Genomic DNA, 20,530 nt, shown 5'->3' with positions numbered 1-20,530 from the left:
ACCGGGGTGCGGCCCGCAGGCGCTCACCGGGGTGCGGCCGTGCCCGCCTCCCGGGGAGGCGGGCACGGCGGCGGGTGCTCGCGGAGCCGCCTCGGCCGAACGCCCGGACCGGGCCCGATACTCATCCCGCCAGGCTGTGTTCACCACCCGCCGCGATCAGGGTGATCTTCCCGCGGGCGGTGGTCACACCCACGGGCACACTGCTGTCGGCGGTGGATTCGTTGCCGAGTTGCCCGTCGCCGTTCTCGCCCCAGGCGTGGACGGCGCTCCCGGAGCCGGCCGGTGCGTCGCCGGGACCGGACGGCCCGATCCCGGGGAGCCCGTCCGGTCCGCCGCCGCAGCGGCAGGACGGCCGGACGGGCGGGCCTGCGCCGCGGCAGTCGCAGGATGACGTCACGGCGAGGTTGTGCTCCTCGGCGGTGGCGATGGCGGTCACGCCGCGCAGGCCCCGTACCCGCACCGGGACGGTGCTGTCGGTCGTGGTGCCGTCGCCGAGTCGCCCCGAGGCGTTGTCGCCCCAGGCCCACACGGTGCCGTCGCCCGCCAGGGCGAGGCTGTGGCCGAGCCCTGCCCCGACCGCCTCGACGCCGGTGAGTGCCTGTACCTCCACCGGGGTCGTGCTGTCGATGTTGGTGCCGTTGCCCAGCTGCCCCGAGAAGTTGTCGCCCCAGGCCCGCACCTGGCCGTCCCGCACGACCGCGAGGCTGTGGTTGCCGCCGGCGGCCACAGCCCCGGCCCGGGTGAGGCCCTGCACCCGGACCGGGATGGTGCTGTCGGTGAGTCTGCCGTTGCCCAGCTGGCCGTGGTCGTTGTCACCCCATGCCCGCACGGTGCCGTCCCGCAGCAGCGCGACGGCGTGGTTGTCGCCGCCGGCGACGGCCTTCACCCCGGAGAGGCCGTGCACCTGCACGGGCAGGGAACTGTCGGCGAGCGTGCCGTCGCCCAGCTGGCCGTTGTCGTTGTCACCCCACGCCCGCACCGTGCCGTCCCGCAGCAGCGCCAGGCTGAAGTCGTCGCCCGCGGCGACGGCCTTCACGCCGGTGAGGCCCAGGACCCGGACCGGGGTGCCGCTGTCGGTCTCGGTGCCGTCGCCCAGCTGGCCGTGGTCGTTGTCACCCCACGCCCACACGGTGCCGTCCCGCAACAGCGCCAGGCTGTGCTCGTAGCCTGCCGCGAGGCCCCTGATCCCGGTCAGGCCGGGAACGGTGACGGGCACGGCGCTGCCGGCGCCGCCGCCGGTGCCGAGCTGACCGTCATCGTTGTCTCCCCAGGCCTGTGTGAACGGCACGGCGCCGCCGTCGCCGCCCGGGCCGGCCGCGTGGGCGCCCGGCGTCCAGGCCAGCGCCGCCACCAGCACGGCGGCCAGCACCCCGCCGGTACGGCCGGCGGTGCTGCGGACCGGCCGGTTCGGCTCATCCATGGCGCATTCCCCTCTCGTCCGGTCCCGCCCCACCGCCTCCCGGCAGTACGGGATCCGCGGAAGCCGGTCACAGGCATACCAGTCGCCCCCGCACGGCCCCGCACGACACGTGCGGGACCCGCCCCACTGCGCCCGGGCGGGTCCTTCGCCGACGGCGCCGCGGCCGAACACCGCCGCCCGGCTCCCGTCGGGGCGCGGGGGCGGACGCGGTTGCGGGCGCTGGCGCGGGGTGTTCGGCCCGCGGCTCCCCGGGACGCGTACGGAAGCGGCGGGCGACGGCCGGGCGGGGGTGCGAGCGGGACCGCCACCGTGGTGGGGCCGGGCGGGTGGTGCGTGTAGACCCGTCGGCCGTGCGCTCGTCCGTGTCGCCGGGTCCGGGAGCCCTCTCTCGCTACCTTCCGGGCAACACCCCCGGAGCTCGAAGGGCACAACCATGGCCACGTGCGAAGTCTGCGGCAACGACTACGAGATGTCGTTCGAGGTGCACGCCGCGGGGGCGGTGCACACGTTCGACAGCATCGAGTGCGCGGCCCAGCGCATGGCACCGATGTGCGAGAACTGCGGGTGCCGGATCCTCGGTCACGGGCTGCAGGCCGACGGGCAGTTCTTCTGCTGCGCGCACTGTGCCCGCCGCAAGGGCGTCTCGGAACTCACCGACCACGCCTGACCTGCGCCGGGCGGCTCTGCCGGGAGCGTTCCGCCGGCCGCGAAAAGATCCTTTCCGCCGCGCCGGCTCGTCTACTGTGCTCCATGTCACCCCAGGGGGGCCGAGGGCACGCGATGACCTTTCGCGCTTCGCGCCGTCTCTCCTCCCGTAGTCCACCGGAGCAGAGTGAGGAGCCACTCCCATGCGCGTCGTCATCACCGAGTTCATCAGCCTGGACGGAGTCGTACAGGCCCCGGGTGGTCCCGATGAGGACACCGAGGGCGGCTTCGCCCATGGCGGCTGGTCACACCCGTTCTTCGACCCGGAGACGGTGGGCGCTTCGTTCGACGAGGTGCTGAGGAGCGCGGAGGGGCTGCTGTTCGGGCGCCGCACCTGGCAGACGATGGCGGGCGCGTGGCCGGAGCGGGCCGGGGACCCCTTCGCCGACCGGATGAACGCGCTCCCGAAGTACGTCGTGTCGCAGACGCTGGGCGAGGACAAGCTGACGTGGCACAACACCAGGCGCATCCCCGGGGACGAGGCCGTCACCCGGATCCGGGAGCTGCGGGGTACCGAGGGAGGCGACCTGGTCGTCATGGGCAGCCCGACCCTGGCGCGCACCCTCATCAGTGAGGGGCTGGTCGACGAACTCCGGTTGATGATCATGCCGGTGCTCCTCGGCGGCGGGAAGAGCGTCTTCCCCGACGACGGCGGCAAGCACACGCTGGAGCTGGTCTCCACGGTCACCAGCGGCACCGGTGTGCACGTGTGCGTCTACCGGCCCGCCGCGGAGTAGCAGCCGTGCCGGCGGGAACGCCTCGCGTCGCGGGACGCGGAACCGGCGGCACCGCGGGCCGGGGCCCGGCGGTGTGCGCCGGGCGTGGCCGTCGGGGCCTCCCGGGTGACGCCCCCACCCGTTCGGACGGGCCCGTTGGTCCGACTGCCCCGCCGGCGTGGTGGCGGCACCGCGGCGGGCCCAGCGTGGCAGGACGGGACGGAGACATCCGGAGATCCGTCCACGTTCTGCGACGGGGCCAGGCATGGAACCTTCGGACGTGCTGCCCGGCCACCGGGACGGTGTGCCGGGCGGAGGCGGACACACGAGCGGCGGGGCGTCCGGCCGGGCCGACCGGCTTCGGGCGCGTGCCCGACGCTGGCCCTGGCCCCCGCTGGCCGTCGCCGCGGTCTTCACCCTCGTGCAGCTGGTCCTCTCGGTACCGGGTGTGGGACTCGGCTGGGACGAGACGGTGTACGTCAGCCAGGTGAGCACCGAGGCGCCGGCGGCGTTCTTCAGCGCACCGCGCGCCCGGGGCATCACGTACCTCGTCGCGCCCTTCACCGCCGTCACGCCCTCCGTGGCGGCCCTGCGCGTGTGCCTGGCGGTGCTGTCCGGCTGCGCGCTGTTCGTGGCGCTGCGGGCATGGCGGGGACTGCTGCCCACCGTCGTGGCCGCCACCGGCGGAGCCCTGTTCGCGGGACTCTGGGTCACCGTCTTCTACGGGCCCCAGGTGATGCCGAACCTCTGGGTCGCCTTCGGTGCGCTCGCCGCCGTGGGCTGCTTCCTGCGGGCGGCCCGGGACTCCCGAAACGGCGGGGCGCTCACCGGCCTGGGTGCCGCGGTGGCCTTCACGGCGCTGATGCGGCCGGCCGACGCGGTATGGCTGGTCCTGCCGCTCGCCGCCGCGGCGCTGGTGCTGCGGGTACGCCACCGGATCCCCCTGATCGCCGCGCCGGCGGCCGGTGCCGCCCTGGGCTGGGCCGGGTGGATCGCCGAGGCGTATCTGCGGTACGGGGGACTCGGCGCACGGCTGCGGCGCGCGAGTGAGATCCAGGGCCATCTGGGCCTGCACTTCGCCGTCGACGACCATGTGCGCGCCCTGGGCGGCCGTACGCTGTGCCGCCCCTGCGACGTGGCCTGGCAGCATCCGGCGGCGTCCCTCTGGTTCCTCGCGCTGCCCGTGATCGTGGCCGCCGGAGTCCTCGCCGCCCGGCGGACGGCCTACCGCACGGAGATCGCGGTCGCGACGGCGGCGGGGGTGTCGATGGCCGTGCCGTACCTCTTCACCGTCGACTACGCGGCCCCGCGCTTCCTCCTGCCCGCCTACGCGCTGCTGGCACTCCCGGCGGCCGTGGCGCTGGTGGCGGCCTGCCGTGCGAGGCCACGCGGGCGGGCGGTCTTCGTCTGTGTGCTCGCCGCGGCCGTCGCGGGCCATCTCTGGATCCAGTACCGGCTGCTCGACGGGGTCACGAACCGGGTGCGCTCGGACACGGTCGCCTTCGGCCGGGTCGCCGCTGAGCTGCGTGCCCAGGGTGTATGGCCGCCGTGCGTCGTCGCCGGCGAGGAGGCAGTGCGCGTCGCGTTCCGCACCGGATGCGCCTCCCGCCAGCCTTCCGGCCACGACGAGAGCATCACGCCCGCCGCCCTGGCCCGCGCGGCGATGGAGCGGCCGGTCGTGGTGCTCGTCTCCGGCGGGAAGCCCCCTCCGGCGTTCGCCCGCGGCTGGCGCGAGCACCGCCTCCCCGACCTGCGCTCCCGGGCCGGCCACCGGGCGTACCTCTCCCCCGCCGCGGATCCCGGGCGGCCCTCGCGGTGACCGCGCGACGGGGGCCGCACGGGAGTCGCCGTTCGAGGGCGCGTGCCGCGGCGCCGGGCTCCGGTCGGTGCCCGTTCCGAAGCGACGTACGGGGCAAGGGATCCGAAACGGCGTACGGCGCAAGGGAATCGGACGGCGCCGAGGACGGGCCGCGGACATGACGGGATGACATAAACTCGGCGGTGGAGACCGAGCACGGGCGGTGCTGAGCCGAGAAGGCGGGGAAGGGCAACGGTGGCCTTGTCGACATCCTGGCCGCAATGGCGCCTGGACTCACCGGAGTTGTCCTCCGAGGGACATTCCTTCCTGCTCGTCACTCTGCGGATGACGGTCCCCAGCGGCAGGAAGTGGCAGCAGTACCGCTTCATCGAGAACCACGACCTGCGTTCCCGGCTCGTTCCCCTGCTCGGCACCCTGCCCCTGAGCCACTCGCTGCTGCAGGAGCCGCACGGCGGGCAGCCCTGCCGGTTCAGCGATCCGGCCGTACGGCTCTGGCAGGACGACGACTCCGACCGCTGGCCCAACACGCTGTACCGGTCCTTCGCCGAGGCGGACGGGCCACGCCGGGGCCTCGGCGAGGTGACGGTGACCCTGCGGTTGCACAGCCGGGGCGGCTCCGTTCGGGAGGTCTCCCGCACCGTCAACGAGTGCAACGTCCGGGCGGACGGGCAGCTGCTGCGCACCCAGGTGCCGGACGTGCTGCCGCTCGACGGCTGACGCGGCGGTGCGGCGGGGACGGGCCCCGGCGCGGGCGCTCGGATCACGCGTGCAGCACCGCGGGTGGTCGCGGGCCCGTCGCGGACGGTCTCACCGCGGCCGGTACCGCAGGAGTCCCGAGGGCCGGAACGCTCCCGGGCCGTGGCCCAGCCGCCGGGAGACCAGCAGCACGGCGGTCACCCACACGGCGACGGCGGCCAGCCCGATCTCCGACGACCGGGTGGCGGCCGCCCACAGGAACAGCACCCCGGCCAGCGTCGCCGTCGCCACCGCCGCCACGAGCAGCACCTCGCGCCCGGCGGGGCCCCGCCGAACGGGTGGCTCCGCGCGCAGACCGGCCTCGATCTGGTCCAGTATCGCGATCTCGCGCACCGACAGTTCCCGCTCCTTCGGCACTCCGCCCCCAGCCCCTGTCGTCCCCGTCCCGGCTTCCCGTGCGAACGCCCGGGCACGGGGGCGTCCAGCGCTCCGGGTGCCCGCTCTCGGCTCCCGTACTCGGAGAATCACTCACGTACTGGGGGCAGCGGGGCGATCCGCCGGTGCACGGGGTGCGGCATACCGTTTTCTCCCGCTCCGCGGGTCCGGGCGAGGGCCGTCACACTCCTCACCCGGACACTTTCGAGCGTACGGCGCACGGGGCAGTCGGTGGGGCCGTGCCGTGCCGCCCGTTTCGCCCGGCGGGCGGCGGGTGCGGGGCGCGGGGCGCCGGGCTGGCCCGGCAAGCCCGCGGCCCTCGGCCCTCGGCCCTCGGCCCATGGCCCATGGCGGTCCGGCAGGCGGGCCGCGGGCCGCTTGCCGGACCGCCGAGGGGACACAGCGGGGCGGCGAGAGGTCAGCGGCCCAGAGCCCGGCGCAGTTCGTCCTTGTTCATCGAGGAGCGGCCCTCGATGTTCTTCCTCTTGGCCTCTTCGTAGAGCTGGTCCCGGGTCGGTCCCTGCGCTCCCCGGTGGGACCGCTCGCCACCGCGCTGGGAGGCGGACTTGGGGTCCTCGGTGGAGGTCCTGCTCGCGGTCCTGGACTCGCCGGCGCGGGCCCGTTCCTTGTTGACCGTCCGGGCGGCGATCTCCTTCGCACGCGAGGGCGAGGCGCCCCGCTTCCGCGCACTGTCCTTGATGTGCTCGTACTGGCGTTCGCGCTTGGCGCTGGATCCGGCAGGCATGGCGTGCTCCTTCGGCGGTGACGGTCGTGCACGGAGGCGGATGGGTTGCCCCGCTCTGGACGGGTTCCCCCGATGCGGGCTTCGACCCACGCGCCCCGCCAGCCGGGGCGCTCGTACGGTGGCCGCGGCCGTCAGACGCCGCCCTCGGTCGGCGGGCACTGGCACGCGACTTCCCTCCAGAACGCGTCGACCCGGGCGTTGAACTTCTCGGGCGACTCCTGGAACGGCTGGTGGGCCTCCCCGAACAGCATCTCGAAGTCCGCACCCGGAATGGCGTCGGCCACGGCCCGCCCGAACCGGGGAGGCGCCGCGAGGTCGCACTCGCCCGACAGTACGAGGGCCGGCGCGGTGATCTCCGGCAGCCGGTCGAGGGTCTCGTGCTCCGCGAAGGCCTCGACCTGGCGCTGGAACGCGTCGGCGGACTGGGGGTGCGGGAAGGCCAGCGTCTCGTCGATGATCCGGTCCACCATGCCACTCTCATGGGCGCGGGGGGTGTAGACCCACAGCAGGAACGCCTCGAGCATGGCGCGTTCTCCGGGCGCCTTCGCGACGAGCCAGTGCCAGAACCGGGCCATCGACCGGAAGTAGGCGTCGGGACGGGCCCAGGCGGACACGAGGACGAGGCTGCGTACCCGCTCCGGGTGGCGGAGTGCCAGTTCCTGGGCGATCAGGCTGCCGCCGGAGAAGCCGGCTACATGGGCGCGTTCCACGCCGAGGGCCGAGAGCAGAGCCGCGGCGTCCTCGGCCATCATCGGGACCGTGAGAGGACCGTCGGGAAGCGGCGTCCGCCCGGCTCCCCGGTTGTCGAAAGCGGTGACCCGGTAGCGGTCGGAGAGTCCGTCGAGCTGCGCCTGCCAGGCCTCGGCGGGATCACTCAGACCCGCCAGCAGCAGGACGTCGGGACCCTCGCCCCGCCGCTCCACCCAGAACCGCGCCCCGTTGGCCTCGACGTGTTCACCCATGAGCGGCACCTCCTCCTCCATGGTCGGGGCAGCGGGTGCCCGGCGCCATGGCGGCGGCCGCTCCGGGCCGCGGCCGGTACCCGTCCGGGTGTGTCCGGATGCGTCCCGACCGGTCCGGATGGACCCTGGGATCATGGGCACCAATCCGCCTGTGATCGTTCATCCGATCGAGCCGAGCGGGGGCAGACCGGTGACGATCCGAGGAGAGCCGGTCGGCACCGCGCACGACCTGTTCGACGTGCTGGAGTTCCTCCGCCGCGCGAACCTCCCGGAGACCGACACCGCGGTCGACGACCCGGCGCTGATCGAGTGGCGGGGCGGCGGCCCGCAGTCGTGGGCCGAGTCCCCGCCGTGACGGCACGGGGTGCCTGTCCGGTGCCCGCGTACCTCGTCTCGCAAAGTCTCCCTGACGTCTCGCAAGTCTCCCTGGCGGCGCCTCGGGGCGCGCACGGCCCGAGCGAGCCGCCTCCGCGCCGCCCCATGCCCGGCGTCCGCGCCACCTCGCCTCCCTGCTCGCGCCTCGTCACCTGCCCGGCGCCGCGCCGTCCCGGCAGTCCCCCTCGATCGGGTAGTCGATCGGGGTAGCCACGCGACTGCCGCTCCGGGAACGCGCCTCGCGGCCGACGACGGCACCGCGCCAGGCCGCCACCCCGCACCGGTCGCCGGGCAGGCGGTGCGGGCGGTGCGGGGCGGGAGCGGCGCCGGGGACGGCCGCGGCCAGGGCCGGTTCAGCGGTTCCGGCACGGTCGGCGGATCTCCGCGGGTAGCCGGTCCGTGCCAGGGGCCGCGGCGCCGGACGGGGAGCGGGCGCCGGCCGGGCGGGACGGGCGCCAACGGCACGTCAGCCGCCCGGGGCGTCAGGCCCGGAGGGCGAGTTCGGCACGACCGAACAGCAGCCCGTATCCCGAGGGCAGATCCGCGAGAATGCGGTCGAGCAGTCGTGGACCGGCGAGACCGGCGACGACATGGAGCACGGAGCCGGTGTCCCAGCGGGCCGTGGCGGGGGTGCCTCCGGTACGGGCGGCGAGGTCCTTGACGAACTCCCACCCGCTGAGGGGTTCGGCGTCGGGGATCTGTGAGGTGAACACGAGAGCGCCCTCGACGGGGAGGCGGGCGGCGAGTTCGACGCGCCGCTCCCCCGTGAGCTGTCTGCCGAGCGCGGCCAGCACGGCCCGTACGGCCTCCTCCGCCCGTTCGCGGGTCGGATAGGCGCCCTCGTAACGGACTCTTTCCAGCATGTGATGGAACGTCATACCCGGTGCGGTCGGTACCGTTTCAGGCTGGGGAACCATCGGTGGCGTGACTGCCTTTCTCGTCATGGACCTGGGGAACACACGCTGATCGCCGCCATGGGGGCGGGCGCTGCCGCGTCGGCGCCACGACGCCGGCGGACACGGAGGACGGGCTGCCGCCGGAGCGGCGCACCCGTCCTCCGCGCCGGGCGCGGACCGGGGCCCAGGCGCCGGGGACCGGGGATCAGGTGCTGATCTGCTTGCGGCCGGACCCCTCGCCGATGGCGATCTTGCGGGGCTTGGCGCGCTCGGCGATCGGAATGCGCAGGGTCAGGACACCCGCGTCGTAGTCGGCGCTGATGCGCTCGGTGTCGAGGGTGTCGGCCAGCACGAGCTGGCGGGAGAAGACACCGAGGGGGCGTTCGGACAGCTCCATCTGCACGGTGTCGGTGTTCACCAGCGGCCGGCGTTCGGCCTTCACGGTGAGCATGTTCCGCTCGACGTCGATGTCGATCGCGTCCGGGGAGACACCCGGCAGATCGAGGGCGATCACATACTCGTCGCCGTCGCGGTACGCGTCCATCGGCACCGCGGAGGGACGGGACCAGGTACCCGTCGTGCCGAGGAGCTGCTGCGTCAGCCGGTCGAACTCCCGGAACGGGTCAGTGCGCATCAACATCGTGAAACACCTCCAGTTGGTCGGGCAGTGACTGCCAATGCGCTGCAACCTGCTTCCGTTGTACCATGTCATCCAAACGATGACAACAATCGATGTCGTCGAGAGGATGACGGACTGGCACCACGTCGAAAGGACCCTCATGAACGCCGAAAGACCCGGTGGCAACGGCCTGCCGCCGGCCTCCTTCCACGCCGCGGCGGCGGCCCTCGACACGATCCGGGAGGCCCTGCACACGGTCCGCAGCGCACCCTCCGGGCGGACCGCCGGACCCCCGGCGACGGGCGCCGAGGACGCACTGGCCGCGTTGCTCCTGCTGCGGCAGTTGCGCGACGAACTCGCGGGCTGGGAGCCGGGGCTGATCGAGGCGGCGCGTGAAGCGGGAGCCAGCTGGGCGGACCTGGCCCATCCGCTCGGCGTCGCGAGCCGCCAGGCGGCCGAACGCCGCTATCTGCGCGTGCGCCCGGGGGCGCCGGGCTCCACCGGCGAGCAGCGCGTCCAGGCCACCCGCGACCGGCGCGCGGCCAACCGCACCGTGACGGCCTGGGCCCGCGGCAACTCCGGGGACCTGCGCCGGCTGGCGGGGCAGATCACCGCGCTCACCGACCTTCCGGCCGAGGCCGCCGCCCCGGTGGCCCGCCTCGCCGGCGCCCTCGCCGACGACGACGCCTCCGCCCTGATCGCGCCCCTCGCCGGGACGCAGCCACACCTCCGGGCCGACCACCCCGACCTCGCGGCCCGCGTCGACACCATCACCCGCCACACGGAACGCCTGCGCGGCGAACCGGGCGAGCGGCACGGGGGCGGCTGAGCCGGCGGCCCGCGGCACGGCGGCGACGTGCGGCGGGCACGGGAGGCCCGGCGGGCGCGAGGGATACGGCGGGCACGGGACGTGCGGCGGTCCGGTCCCGGGAGGGGCGCGTCGCCCGTCCGCCCCGCCCGCCCGCGCTTCGGCGCCCCGCGCCCGGTGCCCTGAGCCCGGCCGCCGGGCGGTCGGCGCGCCCGTACCTGCCGCCCCTACTGCTCCGCCGCCCGGACGAACACGGGGCGCGCCCAATCGGGCGGGTCCGGTGGCGGACCCGCCCGATTGGGCGCGGGGCCCAGGTCCTCGGGCAGCCCGGCGAGGCCGGGGACCACCTGCGTCGGGGTCGGCACGGCCCGGGCCGCGCCGGGCGCGGGAGCCGGGGCCGTCGTGGCCTCGCGAAGGGCCGCGACGAACTCGAGGCAGGAGTCGTAGCGGTCGTCGGGCACCTTGGCCAGGGCCTTGGCCAGTACCTCGTCCGCGCCCGGCGGGAGGTCCGGCCGGTGCTCGGTGAGCGGAGGGGGCTGGTCGTACTGGTGCGCCCACAGCAGGGCCATGTCCTCGTCCCGCTGGAAGGGCGGGCCGCCGGCGAGGGACTCGTAGACGACGCAGGCGAGGCTGTAGAGATCGCACCTGCCGTCGACCGGCCGCCCGGAGATCTGCTCCGGTGCCACGTAGTCGAGAGTGCCGACGAACTCGCCCACGGTGGTGAACCCGGTGAGCGAGAGCGACTTCTTGGTCAGACCGAAGTCCGTCAGATAGACGTGCTCGGGGTGGTCGATGTCGGTGCCCTTGGCGACCAGGACGTTGCCGGGCTTGACGTCCCGGTGCACCAGATCGTGCTCGTGGGCCGCGTCGAGAGCCGAGGCCACCTGTGCGGCGATGCGCACGGCGGTCGCGGCGGGCAGCGGACCGTCCCGGTCCAGCAGGGCCCGCAGGTCCAGCCCCGCGACGAAGCGCATGGCGATGTACAGGACACCCTCGGTCTCGCCCGCCTCGAAGATCGGCACGATGTGCGGGTGGTCGATGGCCGCGGCGACCCGGGACTCGTGGGTGAAGCGGCGGCGGAAGGTGTCGTTGCGGGCGAGTTCCGGTGCGAGCAGTTTGAGCGCGACCGTGCGGTCCAGGCGCAGGTCCTTGGCGCAGTAGACGACGGCCATGCCGCCTCTGCCGATCTCCCGCTCCACCCGGTAGCCCGCGATCTGGGCGCCGATCAGACCGGACGGCCGGCCCGGGTACGGGTTCCTGTCGTCCGACGCCGGGGTCACGGCGGACCACCGCCGTACGGCGTCCCGCGCCGGGCCCCCCGGCCGGTCGGCCAGAGCACCATGCCCCGATTCTACCGAGCGGCCCTCCGCCCCGCCCTGCCCCTGTCCCCCCGGATCGCCCCGCTTCCCGGCTGGTCGCGGTCGGCCACGACGCGCCACGGACCCGCCGCGACGTGCCGCGACGCGCCATGAAGTGCCGCGCCGACGGCGTACCGGCCGGAGGGCCCGTCGCCCGGGCCGGTCGTGGTGGCCCGAACGGGGAGGCCGGCGGCCCGCTCAAGGCGGACCGCCGGCCGGTGTGACCGATGGGGCGAGGAGATCAGAAGACGCTCACGCCGTAGGCGCTCAGCGCCTCGGTGACCGGCTGGAAGAACGTGGTGCCGCCGGACGAGCAGTTGCCGCTGCCGCCCGAGGTCAGGCCGAGGGCCGTCGAGCCCGCGAACAGGGGGCCGCCGCTGTCACCGGGCTCGGCGCAGACATTGGTCTGGATCATGCCGTAGACGACGTCGCCGCCGCCGTAGTTGACGGTGGCGTTGAGTGCGGTGACCGTGCCGCTGCGCAGGCCGGTGGTGCTGCCGCTGCGCTGGACGGACTGGCCGACGTACGCGTTGCCGGCGGTCGTGATGTCGCGGTAGGAGCCGTTGTACAGGTACACACGGCCGTCCGCGGCAGAGGCGTTGGAGTGGCGGATGATGCCGTAGTCGTTGACGGGGAAGCTCGATCCGGTGCGGGTGCCGAGCAGGGTGGTCTGGGAGGAGTTGGTGTACCAGGTTCCGGCGATGTTGGTGCAGTGACCGGCCGTCAGGGCGGAGTAGGTGCTGCCGCTGCGGACGTTGAAGCCGAGGGAGCAGCGGCTGCCGCCGCCGTAGATGGCCTGCCCGCCCGCGATGAGCTTGCTGAAGGTGCCCGGGGTGCGCTTGATCTCCAGGGCCGAGGCGCGGCTGCCGGCGGCCTCCTTGATCTCCGCCAGTTCGGCGGCGGAGACGGTTGAGTCCGCGGTGAGGACCAGCTTCCCGGACTTGGCGTCCGTGTACCAGGCCGTGCCGGGGATGTCGGACTTCAGTACGGCGTCGCTGACCTGGGCGAGGGTGGCGGCGGTCGCCCGCGGCGCGGGGGCGGTGTCGGCTGCCGCGCTCGGAGCCGCAAGCGCGACTGCCGCCAGCAGGGCGGAGGCGACGGCGGTCAGCCGCGCACCTCTTGCGAAGCGGCCGTGGGGGGTGAAGCGCTTGATGTTCACTACATCCTCCAGTGGGGGTTGCCGAGGGCCCGTTGGGTGGACGGGCCCCGGCATCGACAGGTGGGACGGACCGGGAACTCCGTCATGCCCCTGTCAATGCCGTTGGCTACGGATCCTGGCTTCCGCTTGCACCCCTGGACAAGATCGCCTTTCGGTCGCTCTACGCGCGTCCAACGGGCCGGCCAACGAGCCGGTCGTTTGCCGGACTTGACCTCGATGCGGTTCCGCTCGCGGAAACGGCCGGTTCTCGCGCGCCGCCCGGACGGGAGCGGAACCACGGGTCCGTTTGCTCTCCGGGAACTGCCGGGAAGCGGGCACCCCAGGAGCACCGGCGTGTGCGCCGGTCCGCATCCGGCCCGGAGCCGGAGAACGGCCGGGGCTCGGGCCGCCATCAAGGCAGTTCAGAGTTCAACCGTGCCGGTGCCGGAAGGCGCCGGCGGGCGGGGGCGGGGCCGCGGAGGCCGCACACGTCCGTTCCGCCGCGAGGGGCAGGCCGCCATGGCTTCCGCAACGCCGGGCACCGGGCCCGGCGAGGGCGCCCACCGCCCACGAGTGGATCATGGCTGAATCCATGCCATGCAAAGAGGAGCCGCGCCCGGGCCGGTCCCCCGCACTCCCCGCCCCGTTATGTACGCCTCGGCCCCTTTCGGCGGGCGCCTGCCGCTGGCCGGAATCCATCGCGCTGAGGACTCGAGGAGGTATCACGGATCGCGGATCGCGGAACACGGGCCGCATCGCGGATCGCGCATCGCGGATGAGGCTCGCGGATCGCGGCCCGATCGCATCGCGCCCGTCACGGCACGCCGGTAACCGGACGTTCGGACGGCACCAACCGCGGGCCGCGGGCCGATTCACTCCTCGCACGGAAGAAGACGCCGCAGAAGGCGCCCAGGTTGCCCTCCCCACGGGAACTCCGCGCCCGGACCGCCGGGCCGGCCCCACGTGCCTCCGTGCAACGGCCGTACCCGACGGGCGCGGTACGGGCTCCGCCGCCGCCGGGGCCGCGCCCCGGGCGGTTCGGCGGCCGCGCGGAGGCGGCCCCCGTCGGCGCACTGACGAGGCCGGTGCACCGGCTGGAGCCGGCGCCCCGCGAATCGTTCGCACGGGGGGATGCGCGGACGCCGCCGCAACCCGGGTACGGGCGCATCGGGATGTGGTTCCGCTCCGCGGACGCCGCGCCGCACGGGGCCCGTTCAGTACGGGACCCGTTCAATGCGGGAGCCGTTCAGTGCGGGAGCCGTTCAGTGCGGGTGCGCGCTGTGGACGATCGCCACGGGGCAGGCGGCGGTGTGCAGGACTTCGGAACTCACCGAGCCCAGCAGCAGCCTGCGGAGCCCCGAGCGGCCGTGCGAGCCGACGACCAGCAGAGCGGCTCCCCGTGAGGACTCCGCCAGGAGGGTCGCCGCGCGGAGCCGCTCCGCGTGCAGCCTCACCGGCACGCCGGGATAGCGGTCACGGCGCTTGTCCGCCTCCTCGCGGAGGGCCGCCCGGACCGCCTCGTCGAGGATCTGGAAGTCGGGCGCGGTCATGCCCGGGCCGGTCGGCGTCTCGCCGAGATGGAAGCTGCCGTGGACGAGTTCGAGGCTCGCCCCGCGAAGCGCGGCCTCCACGAAGGCGGCGTCCAGGGCCCGCGACGAGATGGGGGAGGTGTCGGCGACGTCGACGCCGGCCACCACGCGCCGCTCCGGGTCCGGAGGGGTGTCACCGGGCCGGACCACGATGACGGGGCCCGCGGCGTGGGTGGCGACCTGCCAGCTCACCGAACCGAGCGGAAGGCGGGCGAAGCCTCCGCTGCCCCGGTGGCCGACGACCGTCCAGGACGCCCGCTCGGACCGCTCCACCAGTACGGCGGAGGCGCGGCCGGCGGCCGTCTCCGCCGTCACGGCCACACCGGGGAACTCGGTGCGCACCAGCCGCTCGAAAGGCGCCGTCACCTCCTCCGCGGCCGCCGCGGTTCCGCCGGGCTCGGCGACATGCAGGAGGTGCAGCGGCACCTGGTGCAGCGCGGCCTGCTCGGCGGCGCAGCGCACCACGTACTCCTGGCCGCCGCGGTCGACTCCGGCCAGCACCGGCCCCGTCGGCATCGTGGCATCGTCCACCCTGGGCCTCCCTGCTCCGGGCTGCGCGGTCCTCGCTCCAGGGTGCGGCCGCACGGCGGGCGGCGCAGCACGGGCAGGCCGCGCACGCGGTTCCGGCCGGGTTCCCGCCGACCGGTCCCCGGCACGCCCGGCCGCACCGCGCCACGCCGTACCGGGCCACCGCACGACCGCCCTCCCCCGCGCCGTAACGCGCCACCGCTCGACCCACCCTCCGCCCCAGCCCCGGGCCACCGCTCGACCCGCTCCCCACCCTCCACCCCGCCCCGGGCCACCGCTCGGCGGTCCCGCTCGGCCGCCCGCACCGCGGTGTGTCCGGCCGCCCCCGGTAGCGTGGTGGCATGGAGCGACCGCGCGGACGGGACGCCTCCCGCTCCGACGACCCGTTGTTCCCGGCCCGCCACGCACCCCGCTGTGCCGGCCTGGACGAGCTGGACGGCCTGGTCGCGCGGTGCCGTGCGTGCCCCCGGCTCGTCGCCTGGCGCGAGGAGGTGGCCCGGGTCAAACGCGCGGCGTTCCAGGACCAGGAGTACTGGGGGCGCCCCGTCCCCGGGTTCGGTCCCGCGGACGCGCCCCTCGCCGTGGTCGGTCTCGCCCCGGCGGCGCACGGGGCGAACCGGACCGGGCGGATGTTCACCGGCGACACGGCAGGCGACTTCCTCTTCGCCGCGCTGTACGAGGTGGGCCTCGCGTCGCAGCCCACCTCCCGGCACACCGGGGACGGGCTGACCCTGCGGGGCGTACGGCTGACCGCGCCCGTGCACTGCGCCCCTCCGGCGAACCGGCCCGCGGCGGACGAGCGCGACGCGTGCCGCCCCTGGCTGTCGGCCGAGCTGCGGCTGCTGGCGCCGAGCCTCCGCGCCGTGGTCGCGCTGGGCGGCTTCGGCTGGCAGGCCCTCCTTCCGGCGATCCGCGGCAGCGGGCGCCCCCTGCCGCGGCCGTGGCCCGCGTTCGGTCACGGGGCGCATGCCGTCCTGCCGGCCGCTGAGGGCTTTCCGTACCCGCTGCATCTTCTGGGCAGCTACCACCCAAGCCGGCGCAACACGTTCACCGGGCGGCTCACCCGTCCGATGCTCGTCGGCGTGCTCCGCCGGGCCGCCGAACTCGCGGATCTGCCGGGCGGGCGCTGAGACGCGGGCCGGGCACGCCCGGCGCAGGGGCCGTGACCGTCGGCGATCCCCGCCGGTCGGGCGGGCGGCGGCACCCGGCGCGGCGGGGGCGGCCCGTACGGACGGGTGCCCGACGTGGGCGGTTCGGCCGCCGCGTCCGCACAATGGGTGCCAGGGAGGCGCCCCGGTACGGGCCACCGGCGCACGGCGGACCGGCCTCAGGCGGCCCCCGGTGGCCTCAGACGGCCAGACGGCCACAGACGGCCACAGACGGCCACAGACGGAAAGGATCGTCCGGTGTCAGCCGGCCGGCCGCGCGCCGGCACCAACCCCGGTCCGCTCCGGTCGGAACCCGGAGCGTTGCTGGAGCACGTGTCGGTCGCGGTCTTCGGCGTCGACGCGGACGAGCGGATCTGCTTCTGGGGTCCCGGGGCCGAGGACCTCTTCGGGCACGACGCGGCAGAGGCCCTGGCACGACCCGCCGGCCTGCTGTTCCCCGACCCCCCGCCGGGCACCCCCGGTGCCGCCGAGGGTCTCACGCAGCGGGCCAGGGAGTTCGGCTACTGGCGCGGCAGGCTGTCGGCACGGCATCGCGACGGCACGGTCTTCGGGTGCGGCTTCCGGGTCTTCCCCGTCACCGGGCGCACGGGCTCCTCGGTCGTCCTCGGGCTGGCCGCCCCGGGGGCGGAGCTGGACCGGGTGAAGACCAACCTGGCCTTTCTGGACGCCCTCTTCGAGACCTGCCCGATCGGACTGCTGATGCTCGACGAGGACCTGCGGTACGTGCATCTCAACCAGGCGCTCGCCGACATGGACGGCCTGCCCATCGAGGAGCACCTCGGGCGCCCGCTGGACGAGATCATGATCACCTCCGACGGCGGGGAGTTCGGGCGGACGGTCCGCGCCGTTGCCGCGGACGGCCGGCCCCTGATCGGCGCGCTCGTGGGCCTGCGCACACCGGGCCGTCCCGACCGCGACCAGGTGCGGTCGGTGAGCCTCTTCCCGCTGAGCCGGGCCGTCGGGACCCGGCCCGGCATGGGGGGACTGATGGTGGACGTCACGGACCGGGAGCAGGCCATCCTCGCGGCGACCGCGGCGCGGCAGCGCCTGGCCCTGCTCGACCGGGCCACGGCCGGGATCGGCACATCGCTCGACGTCGCTGTCACCGCGCGGGAGCTCGTCGACGCGGTGGTACCGGACTTCGCCGACGCCTCGATGGTGGAGCTGGTGGACTGGATGGACGAGCCCGAGGTCTTCGACCCCGAACTGCCCCTGACCACCCGGCGGATCGCCTCCGGCACCGTGCTGCCGCCCCCCGCGCCCGAGCTGGTCCACGGTCTGGACAGGGTCACCTACCCCCCGGGCTCGGCGATCCACCAGGTCCTGCGGACGGGCCGGCCCATCTGCTTCGCGGTCGACGAGCGGTTCGCGACGAGGACCGTGCTGAACCGGGCCCGCGCACGCATCCTCCTCGAAAGCGGCCTGGCCCGCCTCGTCGTCACCCCGCTCATCGCCCGGGGGACGGTCCAGGGACTCACCATGTTCGGCCGCTCGCCCGCCCGTCCCGCCTTCGACGAGCAGGATCTGAGCCTCGCCTCCGAACTGTCCTCCCGTGCGGCGCTGTGCCTGGACAACGCCCGGCTCTACAGCCGGGTGCAGACCATCGCCCTCACGCTCCAGCGCGCGCTGCTCCCCACCCGCCTGGCGACCAGTCCCCATGTACGGGTGGCGCACCGCTATGTGCCGGGCAGTCATGCCACCGAGGTGGGGGGCGACTGGTACGACGTGATCGGTCTCTCCGGGGGCCGCGTCGCGCTCGTCGTCGGCGACGTGATGGGGCACGGGGTGCGCGCCGCCGCGGACATGGGCCGGCTGCGCATCACCGCGAACACGCTGGCCCGGCACATCGAGGAGCCGGAGGTGCTGCTGGCCGAGCTGGACGCCTGCGCGCAGGAGGCGGGCATCGAGCTGGCCACCTGCCTGTACCTGGTGTACGACCCCGGGCGCGGCCGCGCCCGGATCGGCAACGCGGGCCATCCGCCGCCGCTGGTGGTGCTGCCCGACGGCAGGGTGGAGGCGGTGGACGCGGCGCCGGGCCCACCGCTCGGGGTCGGCGGCCATCCCTTCGCGACGACCGAGGCCGAGCTGCCGTCCGGCGCCACCCTGGTCCTGTACACCGACGGTCTCGTCGAGGCGCGGGGCAGGGACATCGACCAGGGCACGGCGCGGCTCCGCGCCGAACTGGCCCGTGCCATGGGCCCGCTGGAGGAGACGGCCGACCGCGTTCTCGCCGGGCTGCTGCCCGGACCGCCGCACGACGACACGGTGCTGGTCCTCGCCCGGGTCGGACGGGTGGGCTGACCAGCGGCCCATCGGGGGCCCGCGCCGCGCGACTTACCGGCGGACACACCTTTTCCCGCCCGCCCCGCTGATCCACCATGGGCGTTTGTCACCGGCAAGTGAACCGGCGCCCCAAGGCGGGGCGGATCGGCCGTGCCTCGGGGGACGAGGAGACGCAAGGGTGCCAGAGCTCCACGACGCCGGTCCGCCGCAGAGGCACGGGCCGGGGGACGACTCAGCGCTGCCGGACGCGGAGCTGGGGGAACGGATCCGCTCCGGCGCCCCGCGCGCGCATCCGGCACTCCGGGAGCTGAAACGGCGCCATCTGCCCGCCGTCCTCGCCTACGCCAGGCTCTGCGGGCGCAATCAGACCGCCGGCGACCAGCTCGCCGTCCAGGCGCTCCGGCGGGCCTCGGAGGAGGCCTGCCGGGGCATCGAGCCGCGCGGGCACTGGCGCCACCATCTGCTGACGCTGGTACGGGGCGTGGGCGTCGACTGGGCCCGCGGCGGCCGCCGGGACCGGCTCTCGCCCGGCTTCGCCGCCTGGATCGACGCGGACTCCGGCGCGGTGTCCGCGGCGGGCGCGGTGACCGGGGCGGGCGCGGTGACCGGGGAACTCACGGCCGACGGGTCCCTTCCATCGGCCGGCGGGTCCGTTCCATCCACCGACGGGTCCGGTCCACCGGAAGACGGGTCCGGTCCACCGGAGGACGGGTCAATGTCGGAGGCCTCCGCAGCGGTGCTGGACGCCTTCTACCGGCTCCCCGCCCTGACCCGGGGCGTGCTCTGGTACGCCGTGGTGGACCAGGAGCCCGACACAACGGTCGCCGCCTATCTGGGGGTCCGCGGCGACCTCGTTCCCGACCTGCGGGACCGGGCGCGGGAATCGATGCGCCAGGCCTTCCTCCGTACGTACCTGGAACGGGGCGACGAGCGGTGCCTGGGCTTCCGCAGGATCATCGATGCGGCGACCCGGCCCGTGGACGGGCGGCGCAGCGAGGATCTGGACCTGCACCTCGCCGGGTGTGCGCGCTGCGCCCGGGCGGTCGCCGAGCTGACCCGGATGGCGGACGACCCCCGCACGGTCCTGGCCGGGCATCTGCTGGGCTGGGGCGGCGCTGAGTACACCACGCGCCTGCCGGTGTCCGGGACGCTCGGGGACCTGCCCGTCCCGGACTCCGTCCCCGGGCCCGCGCTCGTGACCTCCGGCGGCGGACCGCGGTCCGCGAACAGGACGGCGGCGGGCGCGGTACCCGGCCGTCCAGGGCTTGCGGCCGCCGGGGCGGCGTTGGAGCGGAGCACACGCCGTCCGCTCCGGTCCGTCCTGCTGATCGCCGGCGCGGTGGTCGTGCTGGCGGGCTCCGCCGCCGCCGGGGCCGCGCTGGTGGCGTTCTCCGGGGACCCCGGCGCGTCCCGCGAACCCGCGGCGGCGGCGCCCGCGCCCACGGCGGAGAGCGCGTTCCCCACCTTCGGGGCTCCACCGCCGGTGCCGACCCGGACGGCGAGCCCCGGCGGACGGCCCTCGGCCCGGCCCTCGCCCTCGCCGACGCGCACCCGGCCCCCGGCCGCGACCGAGCCGTCCGCACCGGCCCCGACGAAGGACGCGGTACCGGTCCCGGTGCCGATCGTCCCCGGAACGCGCTACCACCCGGTGGTCAACGCCGCCACGGGCCGGTGCCTCGACGTCGAGGACGGGGTGATGGCGGACCGCACCGACGTCATCACGACCACCTGCAACGGGGCCACCACCCAGCAGTGGCGCCTCGAGCCGAACGGCCTGCTGCGCAACGGCGCCGATCCCGACTTCTGCCTCGACTCCCGCGGGGACACCGACCGAGGCGCCGGCATCTGGTCGTGCTCCTCGGTCGACGGCCGCAACGGCCTCAATCTGCGGTTCGGCGTCGACGGCGCGGGAGTGGTCCACCCGCTGATCGCCCCGCACTTCGCCCTCGAACCCCGTGGCGGCTCACTGGGATTCGACCGGCTCGACAACGGCACCGACCAGCGGTGGAACGCCGGCACACGGCGGTAGAGCGGACCGCGGCCGGGCATCCCGCCCACACCGTGCGGGCTCCGGGGCGAGCCCGGCCCCGGGAGGTATCGACGCGGCCTGCGTGCCTGCGGGCCTGCGGGCCTGCGGGCCTGCGGGCCTGCGGGCCTGCGGGCTGCGGGCCTGCGGGGAGAGCCCCGGCGGCCGTACGCGCCCCGTGCCGGGGCCGCCGCCTGCGCCCCAGCGGGCCATGCCGGTACCCCGGGTCTCCCGATCCGGGTG

18 protein-coding genes are annotated in these 20,530 nt (G+C 75.1%); 9 read left to right on the top strand and 9 right to left on the bottom strand.

The window, feature by feature from the left end:
* Nucleotides 1–121: 121 nt before the first annotated feature.
* A complete protein-coding gene (locus tag DDW44_RS29540) occupies nt 122–1,420 on the bottom strand; it encodes an RCC1 domain-containing protein (protein WP_108908395.1) in 1,299 nt (432 codons plus the stop codon).
* 433 nt (nt 1,421–1,853) lie between these two features.
* On the opposite strand from DDW44_RS29540, the gene DDW44_RS29535 reads away from it, so the two are divergent.
* From DDW44_RS29535 to DDW44_RS29520, 4 genes are all read left to right on the top strand, one after another.
* Nucleotides 1,854–2,087: a hypothetical protein gene (locus DDW44_RS29535; protein WP_017947019.1), complete on the top strand. Its 234-nt coding sequence runs from the start codon at nt 1,854–1,856 to the stop codon at nt 2,085–2,087.
* 181 nt (nt 2,088–2,268) lie between these two features.
* Complete coding sequence (locus DDW44_RS29530) at nt 2,269–2,862, top strand: dihydrofolate reductase family protein (RefSeq protein WP_108908394.1); 594 nt, start codon at nt 2,269–2,271, stop codon at nt 2,860–2,862.
* 244 nt (nt 2,863–3,106) lie between these two features.
* Nucleotides 3,107–4,660, top strand: coding sequence for a hypothetical protein (locus tag DDW44_RS29525; RefSeq protein WP_108908393.1), 1,554 nt, complete (start codon nt 3,107–3,109; stop codon nt 4,658–4,660).
* A 234-nt stretch (nt 4,661–4,894) separates the two neighbouring features.
* Entirely contained in the window at nt 4,895–5,377 is a 483-nt protein-coding gene (locus tag DDW44_RS29520) for a hypothetical protein (RefSeq protein ID WP_240800659.1), read from the top strand.
* 90 nt (nt 5,378–5,467) lie between these two features.
* Here the strand turns inward: DDW44_RS29520 and DDW44_RS29515 are convergent, their stop codons facing one another.
* From DDW44_RS29515 to DDW44_RS29505, 3 genes are all read right to left on the bottom strand, one after another.
* Nucleotides 5,468–5,749, bottom strand: coding sequence for a hypothetical protein (locus DDW44_RS29515; RefSeq protein ID WP_240800660.1), 282 nt, complete (start codon nt 5,747–5,749; stop codon nt 5,468–5,470).
* Between the two features lie 460 nt (nt 5,750–6,209).
* A complete protein-coding gene (locus DDW44_RS29510; protein WP_018890575.1) occupies nt 6,210–6,536 on the bottom strand; it encodes a hypothetical protein in 327 nt (108 codons plus the stop codon).
* A 131-nt stretch (nt 6,537–6,667) separates the two neighbouring features.
* Nucleotides 6,668–7,498, bottom strand: coding sequence for an alpha/beta fold hydrolase (locus tag DDW44_RS29505; protein ID WP_108908392.1), 831 nt, complete (start codon nt 7,496–7,498; stop codon nt 6,668–6,670).
* A 133-nt stretch (nt 7,499–7,631) separates the two neighbouring features.
* Here DDW44_RS29505 and DDW44_RS29500 point away from each other — a divergent pair, with 133 nt between their 5' ends.
* Complete coding sequence (locus DDW44_RS29500) at nt 7,632–7,853, top strand: hypothetical protein (RefSeq protein WP_017947027.1); 222 nt, start codon at nt 7,632–7,634, stop codon at nt 7,851–7,853.
* Nucleotides 7,854–8,355: 502 nt separating this feature from the next.
* Here the strand turns inward: DDW44_RS29500 and DDW44_RS29495 are convergent.
* The gene (locus DDW44_RS29495) at nt 8,356–8,790 is read right to left on the bottom strand and encodes a DUF2267 domain-containing protein (RefSeq protein WP_026281769.1); all 435 of its coding nucleotides are present in this window, start codon (nt 8,788–8,790) and stop codon (nt 8,356–8,358) included.
* 184 nt (nt 8,791–8,974) lie between these two features.
* A complete protein-coding gene (locus tag DDW44_RS29490; protein ID WP_026165151.1) occupies nt 8,975–9,409 on the bottom strand; it encodes an Hsp20/alpha crystallin family protein in 435 nt (144 codons plus the stop codon).
* Between the two features lie 139 nt (nt 9,410–9,548).
* On the opposite strand from DDW44_RS29490, the gene DDW44_RS29485 reads away from it, so the two are divergent.
* The gene (locus tag DDW44_RS29485; RefSeq protein ID WP_026281768.1) at nt 9,549–10,217 is read left to right on the top strand and encodes a hypothetical protein; all 669 of its coding nucleotides are present in this window, start codon (nt 9,549–9,551) and stop codon (nt 10,215–10,217) included.
* Between the two features lie 206 nt (nt 10,218–10,423).
* Here the strand turns inward: DDW44_RS29485 and DDW44_RS29480 are convergent, their stop codons facing one another.
* The 3 genes from DDW44_RS29480 to DDW44_RS29470 all read right to left on the bottom strand — a co-directional run bounded on the left by DDW44_RS29480 (nt 10,424) and on the right by DDW44_RS29470 (nt 14,812).
* Nucleotides 10,424–11,476: a serine/threonine-protein kinase gene (locus tag DDW44_RS29480; RefSeq protein WP_108908391.1), complete on the bottom strand. Its 1,053-nt coding sequence runs from the start codon at nt 11,474–11,476 to the stop codon at nt 10,424–10,426.
* A gap of 319 nt (nt 11,477–11,795) precedes the next feature.
* Nucleotides 11,796–12,713 (bottom strand): S1 family peptidase, encoded by a 918-nt coding sequence (locus DDW44_RS29475; RefSeq protein WP_018890569.1) that lies wholly within the window; start codon nt 12,711–12,713, stop codon nt 11,796–11,798.
* Nucleotides 12,714–13,954: 1,241 nt separating this feature from the next.
* A complete protein-coding gene (locus DDW44_RS29470; RefSeq protein ID WP_018890568.1) occupies nt 13,955–14,812 on the bottom strand; it encodes a universal stress protein in 858 nt (285 codons plus the stop codon).
* Nucleotides 14,813–15,150: 338 nt separating this feature from the next.
* On the opposite strand from DDW44_RS29470, the gene DDW44_RS29465 reads away from it, so the two are divergent.
* The 3 genes from DDW44_RS29465 to DDW44_RS29455 all read left to right on the top strand — a co-directional run bounded on the left by DDW44_RS29465 (nt 15,151) and on the right by DDW44_RS29455 (nt 20,290).
* Nucleotides 15,151–15,939 (top strand): uracil-DNA glycosylase, encoded by a 789-nt coding sequence (locus tag DDW44_RS29465; protein WP_108908390.1) that lies wholly within the window; start codon nt 15,151–15,153, stop codon nt 15,937–15,939.
* Nucleotides 15,940–16,215: 276 nt separating this feature from the next.
* Nucleotides 16,216–18,279 (top strand): SpoIIE family protein phosphatase, encoded by a 2,064-nt coding sequence (locus DDW44_RS29460; protein ID WP_108908389.1) that lies wholly within the window; start codon nt 16,216–16,218, stop codon nt 18,277–18,279.
* Nucleotides 18,280–18,439: 160 nt separating this feature from the next.
* Complete coding sequence (locus DDW44_RS29455; RefSeq protein ID WP_108908388.1) at nt 18,440–20,290, top strand: RICIN domain-containing protein; 1,851 nt, start codon at nt 18,440–18,442, stop codon at nt 20,288–20,290.
* The last annotated feature ends 240 nt before the right edge of the window (nt 20,291–20,530 follow it).

Origin of the sequence: Streptomyces tirandamycinicus, assembly GCF_003097515.1 — a bacterium.
In the GTDB taxonomy this organism is placed as follows: domain Bacteria; phylum Actinomycetota; class Actinomycetes; order Streptomycetales; family Streptomycetaceae; genus Streptomyces; species Streptomyces tirandamycinicus.
The sequence above is the reverse complement of the archived record's forward strand: the minus strand, read 5'-3'. Positions and strand labels throughout refer to the sequence as shown.